Source organism: Streptomyces sp. NPDC002888 (assembly GCF_042888465.1).
Taxonomy (GTDB): Bacteria; Actinomycetota; Actinomycetes; order Streptomycetales; family Streptomycetaceae; genus Streptomyces.
In genome coordinates this window covers 227,215-237,680 of record NZ_JBIAPU010000018.1, presented here as the reverse complement: position 1 = coordinate 237,680, position 10,466 = coordinate 227,215, and the positions used below count along the sequence as shown (strand labels likewise).

General features: G+C 69.7%; 11 protein-coding genes and 1 rRNA gene. 10 read left to right on the top strand and 2 right to left on the bottom strand.

The features are described 5' to 3' along the window. The 10 genes from rrf to ACFYWX_RS28505 all read left to right on the top strand — a co-directional run. Positions 1 to 77: ribosomal RNA gene (gene rrf, locus ACFYWX_RS28550) — 5S ribosomal RNA — on the top strand; the annotation flags it as partial. Positions 78 to 138: 61 nt separating this feature from the next. After that, positions 139 to 783 carry an HAD family hydrolase gene (locus ACFYWX_RS28545; protein ID WP_389426972.1) on the top strand — a complete coding sequence of 215 codons (645 nt, stop codon included), beginning with the start codon at positions 139 to 141 and terminating at the stop codon, positions 781 to 783. A 69-nt stretch (positions 784 to 852) separates the two neighbouring features. Then, positions 853 to 1,569 carry a VC0807 family protein gene (locus ACFYWX_RS28540; protein WP_389426971.1) on the top strand — a complete coding sequence of 239 codons (717 nt, stop codon included), beginning with the start codon at positions 853 to 855 and terminating at the stop codon, positions 1,567 to 1,569. A gap of 78 nt (positions 1,570 to 1,647) precedes the next feature. Next, positions 1,648 to 2,862 carry an MFS transporter gene (locus ACFYWX_RS28535; protein ID WP_389426970.1) on the top strand — a complete coding sequence of 405 codons (1,215 nt, stop codon included), beginning with the start codon at positions 1,648 to 1,650 and terminating at the stop codon, positions 2,860 to 2,862. After that, a complete protein-coding gene (locus ACFYWX_RS28530) occupies positions 2,813 to 3,985 on the top strand; it encodes an acetoin utilization protein AcuC (RefSeq protein WP_389426969.1) in 1,173 nt (390 codons plus the stop codon). The genes ACFYWX_RS28535 and ACFYWX_RS28530 overlap by 50 nt, the downstream gene beginning before the upstream one ends. Before the next feature lie 243 nt (positions 3,986 to 4,228). Beyond that, complete coding sequence (locus ACFYWX_RS28525; RefSeq protein WP_389426968.1) at positions 4,229 to 5,044, top strand: phosphatase; 816 nt, start codon at positions 4,229 to 4,231, stop codon at positions 5,042 to 5,044. A 134-nt stretch (positions 5,045 to 5,178) separates the two neighbouring features. Further along, positions 5,179 to 5,388, top strand: coding sequence for a helix-turn-helix domain-containing protein (locus ACFYWX_RS28520; RefSeq protein WP_093781815.1), 210 nt, complete (start codon positions 5,179 to 5,181; stop codon positions 5,386 to 5,388). 166 nt (positions 5,389 to 5,554) lie between these two features. Further along, positions 5,555 to 5,653: a 30S ribosomal protein bS22 gene (locus tag ACFYWX_RS28515; protein WP_003948845.1), complete on the top strand. Its 99-nt coding sequence runs from the start codon at positions 5,555 to 5,557 to the stop codon at positions 5,651 to 5,653. A gap of 203 nt (positions 5,654 to 5,856) precedes the next feature. Beyond that, complete coding sequence (locus ACFYWX_RS28510) at positions 5,857 to 6,918, top strand: NAD-dependent epimerase/dehydratase family protein (RefSeq protein WP_389426967.1); 1,062 nt, start codon at positions 5,857 to 5,859, stop codon at positions 6,916 to 6,918. Positions 6,919 to 6,932: 14 nt separating this feature from the next. Then, positions 6,933 to 7,994 carry a lysophospholipid acyltransferase family protein gene (locus tag ACFYWX_RS28505; RefSeq protein WP_389426966.1) on the top strand — a complete coding sequence of 354 codons (1,062 nt, stop codon included), beginning with the start codon at positions 6,933 to 6,935 and terminating at the stop codon, positions 7,992 to 7,994. Positions 7,995 to 8,054: 60 nt separating this feature from the next. Here ACFYWX_RS28505 and ACFYWX_RS28500 read toward each other — a convergent pair whose 3' ends face one another. Continuing rightward, positions 8,055 to 9,341, bottom strand: coding sequence for a DUF5667 domain-containing protein (locus tag ACFYWX_RS28500; RefSeq protein ID WP_389426965.1), 1,287 nt, complete (start codon positions 9,339 to 9,341; stop codon positions 8,055 to 8,057). Between the two features lie 233 nt (positions 9,342 to 9,574). Next, positions 9,575 to 10,408, bottom strand: coding sequence for an ECF subfamily RNA polymerase sigma factor, BldN family (locus ACFYWX_RS28495; protein WP_389426964.1), 834 nt, complete (start codon positions 10,406 to 10,408; stop codon positions 9,575 to 9,577). Between the last annotated feature and the right edge of the window lie 58 nt (positions 10,409 to 10,466).

Here is a 10,466-nt window from a genome sequence, read left to right as displayed (position 1 = left end):
CGAACCCGGAAGCTAAGCCTCACAGCGCCGATGGTACTGCAGGGGGGACCCTGTGGGAGAGTAGGACGCCGCCGAACAATCTTTGAGAAAACCCCCGCACCTTATGGTGCGGGGGTTTTCTGCGTTTAGGCTCTGGATATGCCCTACGACTTGGTGATCTTCGACAATGATGGTGTCCTCGTGGACAGTGAGCCGATCTCCAACCGGCTGCTGGCTGCCTATCTGACAGAGCTCGGGCACACCACCTCGTACGAGGACTCCATCCGTGACTACATGGGCTCCGCGATGCATCGGATCCACGACTTGGTCCTGGAGCGTACGGGGGAGCGGCTGCCGGCGGAGTTCGACGACGTCTTCCACGAGCGGGTGTTCACGGCGTTCGAGCGGGAACTGCGGCCCGTCCCGGGGGCCGTGGGCGTGCTCGAGAAGCTGGCCGCGGACGAGGTGCCGTACTGTGTGGCGTCCTCGGGGAGCCATGAGCGGATTCGGGTGGGGCATCGGACGACCGGGCTGGACCGGTGGTTCGAGGAGTCGCGGATCTTCAGTTCGCAGGACGTGGGGAAGGGGAAGCCGGCTCCGGATCTGTTCCTCCACGCGGCCGAGCGGATGGGGGTCGTGCCGAGCCGCTGCGTTGTCGTGGAGGACTCCCCGCTGGGGGTGCAGGCGGCTGTCGCGGCCGGGATGGACGTGTACGGGTTCACGGCGATGACGCCTGTCGCCAAGCTCGCGGGTGCCACCCAACTCTTCTCCGACATGGGTGAGTTGTCAGGTCTGCTCGCCTGACATTTGTCATGCGGAGCTCCGGACGATCGTTTCTACCGGCCGACCCCCGCCGACGGCGAAGCTGTACGCATGACGACGAAGACGGTTTCCCAGGGCCCGAGCATGAGGAAGAACTTCGCGCCGCTGATCGTGGATGTGGCGGTGCCGCTCGGTTCGTACTACCTGTTCAGGGACGGCTTCGGGATGAGCACCTTCGCGGCGCTCGCCTGGAGCAGCGTGGTGCCGGCCCTGCGGACCGGATGGAGCGCGGTCAAGGAACGGAGGACCAACGCACTGGCTGGGCTGATCCTCGTGGTGAACGTCGTGTCGCTGCTGCTCAGCTTCGTCTCCGGCGACCCGCGGCTGATGCTGGCCAAGGACAGCGGGGTCAGCAGCGTGGTCGGAATCGGGATCCTGGTCTCCGTGGCGCTCGGGAAGCCGATGATGACCGCGGGCATGAAGCCCTTCCTGGTGAAGGGTGACGCGGCCAGGCAGGCCGCCTGGGAACGGCTGGAGTCGGGTGTCACGGCCCGCTCGGCGGACTTCCGGCGCAGGGAGCGGGTGTTCTCGCTCGTCTGGGGTGTGGTGCTGCTCGCCGAGTGCGTGGCGCGGGTGATCGGGGCGTACACCATCCCCGTGGACACGATGGTGTGGCTCGGCGGGGTCGTCATGGTCGTCACGATCCTGGCCGGCGTCCTGGTCAGCGGTGGTCTCGCGGCCGGTCCGATGGAGGCCATGGTCACCGCGGAGGTGAAGGACGCGCAGGAGAAGGCGACGGAAAGTCAGGAACTCGCGCTCGCCATCTAGTTCGTCGGGTAAAGCTGAGGGAAATTCATCTTTGGCTGGATCTACCCACGAGTACGTTGGGGCCCTACGCTCGCCGCCATGACAGATGTGCTGCGGCGCGGTAGGGCCTCGTTGGCGTTCAGTTTCTTCGCTCAGGGCGCCGCCTTCGCTCTGCTGGTGACGCGTATCCCGGCCATCCAGGACCGGTACGGCGTCTCGGACGCGCTGTTGCCCGCGTTCCTGGCCGCCGTGCCGGTGCTCGCCGGCGTCGGCAGTGTGACGACCGAGAAGCTGGTGAGGCGCGTACCGCCCAGTCGGGTGCTGCGCTGGTCCCAGCCCGTCGTGCTCCTGGCGCTGCTGGGCGTGGGCGCGGGCGAGCACATGGCCGAACTGGGCATCGCGCTCGCCGCGTTCGGGCTCGCCGTGGGTGGGCTGGACGCGTCGATGAACATGCTCGGGGTGAGCCTGCAGCGGGCGTACGGGCGCAGCATCATGCTGAGCTTCCATGCGGCGTACAGCCTGGGCGGGATCGTGGGGGCCTCGCTGGCGTGGGTGGGGGCGCACTGGGACCTGGCGTTGTTCGTCTCGTATCTGCCGGTCGTGGTGGTGCTGTTGCCTGCGGTCCTCGTCGGGAGCCGCTGGTACGTCGACGGGGGCGGCGCGGCCGTCGAGGTGAAGGACGAGGCGGAGGGTGGGCCCGTCGTCTTCAAGCTGCTGCTGCCGCTGTGCCTGGTGATGACGTTCGCGTACATCGGGGACTCGACGGTCTCCAACTGGAGCGCCAAGTACCTGCAGGACGTGCTGGGGAGTTCCGAGCAGCTGGCGACGGTGCCGTACAACGTCTACATGATCACCACGTTGGTCGGGCGGGCCATCGGGGACTTGGGGGTGCGGCGGTTCGGGGCTGTGGCGGTGGTGCGGGGCGGGGCGCTGGTGGCGGCGCTCGGGTTCGCGGTGGTGGCCGGGGCGCCGGGCGCGTGGGTGGGGATGCTCGGGTTCACCCTGCTGGGGATCGGGCTGTGTGTGCTGGTGCCGCAGACGTTCGCGGCGGCGGGGCGGCTGTTCCCGGGGGCGTCGGACACGGCTGTGGCGCGGCTCAATGTCTTCAACTACGTCGGGTTCTTGATCGGCTCGCCGTTGGTGGGGGCGCTGGGGGACGCCTGGACCTACCGGGGGGCCATGCTGGTGCCGATGGTGTTGGTGCTGGTGACGTTGGTGTACGCCAGGTCGTTCGCGGCTCAACCGGACCGATACGGTGGCGGGCATGAGCGGCCGCGCACAGCTGATGTGGGACGAGGCAGTAACGGGCTATGACTTCGGGTCGGACCATCCGATGGACCCGGTCCGGCTCGCCCTGACGCGACGACTGGTCGACGCCTTCGGGCTCGATCGCGAGGTGTCCGTCGTGGCGGCGAAGCCGGCGGGGGAGTCGACGTTGCGGCTCGTCCACCGGGAGGACTACATCGAGGCCGTGAAGGCGGCGTCCGCGGACCCGAAGTCGGCGGACGGGTCGTACGGGCTGGGGACGATGGACGATCCCGCGTTCCCCGGGATGCACGAGGTGTCGGCGCTCATCGCGGGGCAGTCGGTGGGGGCCGCGGAGGCCGTGTGGCGTGGGGAGGCGCTGCACGCGGTGAACTTCGCGGGCGGGTTGCACCATGCGATGCCGGGGGCTGCGTCGGGGTTCTGCGTCTACAACGATGCCTCGCTGGCGATCGCGCGGCTGTTGGAGCTGGGGGCCGAGCGGGTCGCGTACGTGGACGTCGACGTGCATCACGGGGACGGGGTGCAGGCGGCGTTCTGGGAGGACCCGCGCGTGCTGACGATCTCGTTGCACGAGCATCCGCGGACGTTGTTTCCGCAGACGGGGTGGCCGGAGGAGACGGGGGCGGATTCGGCTGAGGGGAGTGCGGTGAATGTGGCGCTGCCGGCGGGGACGGGGGACGCGGGGTGGTTGCGGGCGTTCCATGCGGTGGTGCCGGAGCTGATCGCTGATTTCCGGCCGCAGGTGTTGGTGACGCAGCACGGGGCCGATACGCACTTCGAGGATCCGTTGGCGCATCTGGCTGTGTCGCTGGATGCGCAGCGGGCTGTGCAGGTGGCGTGTCACGAGCTGGCGCACGAGTACGCCGGGGGGAAGTGGGTCGCGTTGGGGGGCGGAGGCTACGCGGTGGTGGAGGTCGTGCCGCGGTCGTGGACTCACCTGGTGGGGATCGCTGCGGGGCGGCCCGTGGAGCCGGAGGCGATGATCCCGGAGGAGTGGCGGCAGGAGGTGTTCGCTCGGACTCGGCAGTTGGGTCCTGGGCGGATGACGGATGGGCGGTGGCCGGTGTCGTGGGCCGGGTGGGAGGAGGGGTACGACCCCGCGGATCGGCTGGATCAGGCTGTGCTGGCCACTCGGCGGGCGGCGTTTCCGTTGCGGGGGTTGTTGCCGTAGGGGGTGCTCGGGGTGCTGGGGGCTGGTGAGGTGCTGTGGGCTGGGGCGGGCGTCGGGGCGGTGTGCTCGCCCGCTCTTGCGGGGTGCCGCTGCGCCCACCCTCCCCCACTCTCGGCTTCGCTCGAGCGGGGGGACCCCCATCGCTCCAGCGGCACGACTGCCCGCAGCTAAGCAGTACGCCAACCGTGGGGTCTTCGGTCGTTTCGGCCGTGGCTCCTCGCTGCGTCCGTCAGCATCGCTGTCGTGTTGAGCGCCGTAGCTTTGCGTGCCCATCTTCTGGCTGCCCGGTTGGCCGGGCCTGTGGCGACCTCGCGGGAGGCGAGTCTGCGGAGTTACCGGCTGTTCGCCGCTCGGGATCCTCGGGTGTTGATCGGGATTGATCCGGAGTGGTCGTGGGGCGAGCGGGATCTGCTGGCGTTGATGGCGGACAAGTGTGGGGTTTCGGCCGATCCTGCGTACCGGTCCGGCCATGATGTGATTGATCCGGAGCGTACGCTGGCCGCTCTGGATGCGTTCGCGGAGCGGCTCGCGGCGGCCGCCCGACAGGGCGCGGCCGTGCTTCTCGGGACCGGCCACCCGCATCGGCTGCTCGGTTTCTACGCCTCGCTGGCAGACGCGTTGTCGGCGGCAGGATGTACCGTCCTCACACCGGCGCAGGGTCGCTGTGTCGACATAACGACCCGGTTCGGCCTACGCACGTACAACCTTGATTACGTACGAGGTGTCGCCTTCGTACGAGACCCTGCGGCGGAACGCCCCGGTTGTGAGACCGGCGCACACACGCACTCGCCCCTCCCGGTTCGGACCGTGCTGGCCGCGGCGGCGGAGGCCGGCGGGCCGTTGCCCAAGCTGGTGATCGGGGATCACGGCTGGGTCTGCGGAGCAGGTCAGCTGGGGTTCGAGGCCATCGGGCTCGCCGACACGGACGACCCCGCGCTCTTCGTCGGGGAGGCGGAGGGGTCCGTATCCGTGGTAGTTCCACTTGATGACGCTGTGCGGTCCCATTACTACCGTCCGCTGACCCGCTACGTACTCAATCGAGCGTGTCTGTCACAGTAGGCCGCCGATGGGTGCACCTCTTCCCCACTCGCATCACCCGCCCCTACATTGGGGAGTGAGCACGCAGCGACGAAGAGTCACCGGAAGGGGAAGCCGGTGGCCGACGAGTCGAGTGCGGAAGGTTCAGGTGTGACATGGCTGCAGGCGAGAGGCCTCTGAACGAGGTTCAGTTCCTTACCGTGGCGGAAGTCGCTTCGGTGATGCGAGTGTCGAAGATGACCGTGTACCGCTTGGTGCACAGCGGTCATCTGCCCGCGATCCGGGTCGGGAGGTCGTTCCGAGTCCCGGAGCAAGCGGTTCACGAGTACCTCCGCGAGAGCTACGTGGGGGTGGAAACCGCCTGAACGACGTCGCCCGGGGGATCCGGCATCGGCAGTACAGGGCACTGCCGGATCCCCTCGGCACCCTCCGATTACGACCTCAGCGCTCGGACGGGTAGGCTAGCCCCTCGTAGGTCGTATGGGCCCATGGCGCCCAGCACCGAGTGATGAGAAGTGAGCGAGGGTAGTCGTGGGCTCTGTTATCAAGAAGCGGCGCAAGCGGATGGCCAAGAAGAAGCACCGCAAGCTGCTCAAGCGCACGCGCGTTCAGCGTCGTAACAAGAAGTAAGTTACGCACGCAACGCCGCGAGAGCGTGTTGTGGCCCCCCACCGGATGCGGTGGGGGGCCACTCGTACGTACGGGGGTTCCCGTCGTCTCGTGCGTCAGGCGGTCATCACAGCGCAACACCGAACCGCTAAGTTGGCCCGCAGACGGGGAACTCGGCGGGGTACGCGCAGCTGAAGGACGAGGGCGGAAGGAAGGCGCTGATCTTGGGCAAGGTCGTGCTCGTGACCGGAGTGGCCCGTCAGTTGGGGGGCCGGTTCGTACGGCGGATCCAGCGTGACCCACAGGTGGACCGGGTCATCGCCATGGACGCGGTTTCGCCCGAGCACCATCTGGGCGGCGCGGACTTCATCCAGGCCGACATCCGGCAGCCCACCATCGCGCGTGTGCTGGCCGAGACGGGCGCCGACACGGTCGTGCACCTGGACGTCACCGGGACCGCACTGGGCGGCGGCAGCCGGGCCACGGTCAAGGAGACCAACGTCATCGGCACCATGCAGTTGCTGGGTGCCTGTCAGAAGTCCCCGAACGTGAAGCGGCTGGTCGTGAAGTCCAGCACGAACGTGTACGGGTCCGCGCCCCGCGATCCGGCGGTGTTCACCGAGAACACCCCGCCCAAGTCGCTGCCCAGCGGCGGCTTCGCCAAGGACACGTGCGAGGTCGAGGGCTATGTGCGCGGGTTCGCGCGGCGGCGGCCGGACGTGGCCGTGTGCGTGCTGCGGTTCGCGAACATCCTGGGGCCGACCGCGGAGACCCCGCTCGCCTCGTACTTCTCGCTGCCGATCCTGCCGACGGTGTTCGGCTACGACCCGCGGCTGCAGTTCGTGCACGAGGACGACGTGATCGAGGTGCTGCGGATCGCCTCGCACGAGCCGGTGCGGGGCACGCTCAACAGCGGTACGTTCAACATCGCCGGAGACGGCGTCCTGCTGCTCTCCCAGTGCTCCCGGCGGCTCGGCCGCCCCACCGTGCCCCTGCTGCTGCCGGCGGTGACCTGGACCGGGTCCCTGGTGCGTACGCTGGGGATGACGGACTTCTCGCCCGAGCAGATCCGGCTGCTGACGCACGGCCGGGTGGTGTCCACGCACCAGATGCGCGAGACGCTGGGATTCAGGCCGAAGTACACGACCGCAGAAACGTTCGCAGACTTCGCGCGCAGCCGTGGGCCCGGGCTGTTGCCGCCGGAGGCCCTCGCGGGGGCCGTCGACCGGATCGCCGCGCTGCCTCTGCCGGGCAGCGGCCCCCTCCCGACGCAGAGCGCCAACTGAGGAGCGCATCAACGATGGCGGACGCCAAGGTCATTCCGTTCGACGACGACCGGTCTCGCGGGGCTGCCGTACAGCGGCCGTCGCGGCGCCGTGGCGGGGGGAGCCGGCGCAAGGGTGGCGAGCAGCCCGCGGTGGTCCGTGAGGTCCAGCCCCTGCCCAGCAGGCCTCCCGCGCAGGATGATGTTCCTGTGACGGGTGAGGAACAGCCGCAGGAGCAGCCGCGGACGGACGGCGGTGGTGGTCTGGAGCGGCGGGTCGCGAGCGGCCTCGCGTTCCTGCGGCGCCGGCTCACCGGGGACTACGAGGTCGACGACTTCGGCTACGACGAGGAGTTGACCGACCAGGTCCTGATGTCGCTGCTGCGCCCGGTGTACGAGAAGTACTTCCGGGTCGAGGTGAAGGGCGTCGAGAACATCCCGGCGGACGGTGGGGCGCTGATCGTCGCGAACCACTCCGGGACGCTGCCGCTGGACGGTCTGATGATGCAGGTCGCCGTCCACGACCATCACCCCGCCAACCGTCACCTGCGGCTGCTCGCCGCGGACCTGGTCTTCGTGCTGCCGGTGGTCAACGAGCTGGCCCGGAAGCTGGGGCACACCCTGGCCTGCGCGGAGGACGCCGAGCGGCTTCTCGGCGAGGGTGAGCTGGTGGGGGTGATGCCGGAGGGCTTCAAGGGCATCGGCAAGCCCTTCAACGAGCGGTACAAGCTTCAGCGCTTCGGCCGCGGCGGCTTCGTCTCCACCGCGCTGCGCCAGGGGGCGCCGATCATCCCGTGCTCGATCGTCGGCGCGGAGGAGATCTACCCCATGATCGGCAACGCGAAGACCCTCGCCCGCGTGCTCGGCTTCCCCTACTTCCCGCTGACGCCGACCTTCCCCTGGCTCGGCCCCCTGGGCGCGATCCCGCTGCCCACGAAGTGGACCATCCAGTTCGGCGAGCCGATCCCCACGGACGGTTACCCGCCGGAGGCGACCGAGGACCCGATGCTGATGTTCAACCTGACGGACCAGGTCAGGGAACAGATCCAGCACACGCTCTACAAGCTGTTGGTGCAGCGGCGGTCGGTCTTCTTCTAGGCGCTCGGGTACGGCGATGGGGGCGCCCCTCTCAGGAGGGGCGCCCCCATCGCCGTGCTGCTACTCGGTCTCCTCGCCGTCGATGCCCAGGCCGGGCAGGAGACCCGGGAGGAGCGGTGGGAGGGTGACGTCGGGTTTGGTGATGGGCGTCCTGCTCGTGGACGGGGAGGCGGTGTCGGGGGACTGGGTCGGGTCGAGCAGGCCTCCGGTGTTGCCGCCGATGAGGCCGTCGGCCTCGTTGCCGGAGGGGGTCGACTTGCCGGGGCTGCTGCTGGAGCGGTCGCCGTCGGAGGAGCCGCTGGCGGTGCTGGGGGCGGCCGGCCGGCCGTTGTCCGAGGGACCGGTGGAGGCGGACTCGGAGCCCTGGCGCCTGCTGGTGCCGCCGGGACGGGCCGGGGGCTGCGGGAGCAGGGACTGCAGCGGGGCGACCTCTTCGTCTATGGCGTCGAACACCGACGACACCTGGTCACCGACGTCCCCGAGCTGCACGGGCAGCCTCTCGCGCAGCGCGCCCCACGCCTCGCGGTGCGAGCGGGAGAAGGCGGAGAGGGCCTGGATGGGGCCCAGGGAGTCGGGGTCGCGCTCGTACGCCTCGTGCAGCAGCCGGTGGCCCTCGGATGCGTCGTGCCGCATGCCGGACAGGGCACGGCGGATCTCGCCGAGGGACTCGTGGTCGAGCCGGCCGCCGCGGTCGCGCTCCATGAGCCGGCGGGCCTCGCTCAGCCGGGTCGAGGCCTGGTCGAGGTAGACCTCGCCCCGTTCGCCGTCGTCCTCGGCCAGGTACTGGAGTTTGAAGTCCTCGATGCCGCGCTTGAGGCCGTAGAGCGAGTCGCCGGGCAGCGCGTCCGAGCTCGCGGCCGCGACTCCGCCGAAGGCGCCCGCGGCGACTCCGACGGTGAGCCCGCCCGCGGTGAGCCCCTTGGCCAGCCGCGTGCGTGGCCGCAGCTTGCCCAGTCCGGTCGCCCGGTGCGCACCACGGGAGCGGTGTGCGCGCCCGCCCGTCTCCCGCCACCGCCCCTCTGCGGAAGTCGCTTCGCTCCCCTTTTGCCTGGGGACCGAAGGATCTGCCGCCTCGCCCCGCGCGGTGCCCTCCTGCAGCATGGCCTCGAACGCGGCCACGAGCTGGGCTCGCTGAACGACCTTGACCTCGGGGTCGAGCTCCGGCTTGGGCAGCTCGCCGAGACCGGTGGCGAGGGCCAACAGGCGGCCCTGCTCGGTCTGTTCGGCGGCGGCCGGTGCCGGTGCCGATGCCTCGGGCTGCGCGGCCGCCGTGTCCCGGTCGGACTGCTCCTCCAGGGCCTGGGCGAAGGCGTTGGCCCGCCGGTGCGCCGATACGTTCGCGATCACTGGCGGCACCTCCTCTCGTCATGACGGTCGACTCCCCAGGGGGTCCTGAGGGTTGCACGCCCTGGACACAACCACACGAATGAGTGATTGAAGTCGGTCAGGGAGTGACCACAGGGAGCCTGCATCCCGCACAACGAGCGGCTTGGCACTTGGGTTACGGACGCCGGATGATCCGACCGCGAATCCAACCCACTTTCACCGAGGGTGAGTTGGAGACCGCGGAGCGTGCCTCGTCAGCGGGCGTCGTCCGGCAGGAGCCGGGCGAGGGTGCGCACGGCCCGGTACTGGAGGGTCTTGATGGCGCCCTCGTTCTTGCCCATCACGCGGGCGGTCTCGGCGACAGAGAGGCCCTGGAGGAAGCGGAGCGTCACACACTCCTGCTGCTGAGGGTTGAGCCGCCGTACGGCGTCGAGGAGGGCGGCGTTGGAGAGGGACTCCAGGACGGAGTCCTCGGGGGAGCGCTCGACCTCGTTGGCGTCGAGCATCTCGCCGGTGGTCACCTCGAGGCGGAAGCGGCTCGACTTGAAGTGGTCGGCGACGAGGTTGCGGGCGATGGTGACGAGCCAGGCGCCGAAGTCGCGGCCCTGCCAGGTGAACGTGCCGATGCGGCGCAGGGCGCGCAGGAACGTCTCACTGGTGAGGTCCTCGGCGGTCGCCTTGCCGCCCACGCGGTAGTAGATGTAGCGGTAGACGGTGTCGCTGTACTGGTCGTAGAGCCGGCCGAAGGCGTCGGCCTCGCCGGCCTGGGCGCGCTCCACGAGGTCCATCATGCGGGCGCTGTCGCTGTCGGCGGCCGGTCGGCGGGCGGTGGCCGCGCCGGTGGAGCGCCCTCGTCTGCCGCCCGCCCGCCCGTCACCCGACCGCCGCCCCTCACCGACGGCGCTGCGTGCGGGCACCTGTTCGATGCCGTCGGCGAGTGCGTAGCACGGGCCGACGGGCGCGGCGGTGGCGAAGGCGGGGGCGGCGTACGCGGTGGGGACGAATCCGCGCAACAGGCCTTGGACCGTAGCGACCGTTGCGCGCAGCGTAGCCAGGCCCGAGGCGTCAACCCCGACGTGTGGGTACACGGGACTCCCAGAGGCAGAGCTTGCATCACGTGCAGTGCGGAACCATTCACCCGTCGTA

Coding starts and splice junctions, on each gene's coding strand:
- ACFYWX_RS28545 (WP_389426972.1), top strand. CDS start 139: ATGCCCTACGACTTGGTGATCTTCGACAATGATGGTGTCCTCGTGGAC.
- ACFYWX_RS28540 (WP_389426971.1), top strand. CDS start 853: ATGACGACGAAGACGGTTTCCCAGGGCCCGAGCATGAGGAAGAACTTC.
- ACFYWX_RS28535 (WP_389426970.1), top strand. CDS start 1,648: ATGACAGATGTGCTGCGGCGCGGTAGGGCCTCGTTGGCGTTCAGTTTC.
- ACFYWX_RS28530 (WP_389426969.1), top strand. CDS start 2,813: ATGAGCGGCCGCGCACAGCTGATGTGGGACGAGGCAGTAACGGGCTAT.
- ACFYWX_RS28520 (WP_093781815.1), top strand. CDS start 5,179: ATGGCTGCAGGCGAGAGGCCTCTGAACGAGGTTCAGTTCCTTACCGTG.
- ACFYWX_RS28505 (WP_389426966.1), top strand. CDS start 6,933: ATGGCGGACGCCAAGGTCATTCCGTTCGACGACGACCGGTCTCGCGGG.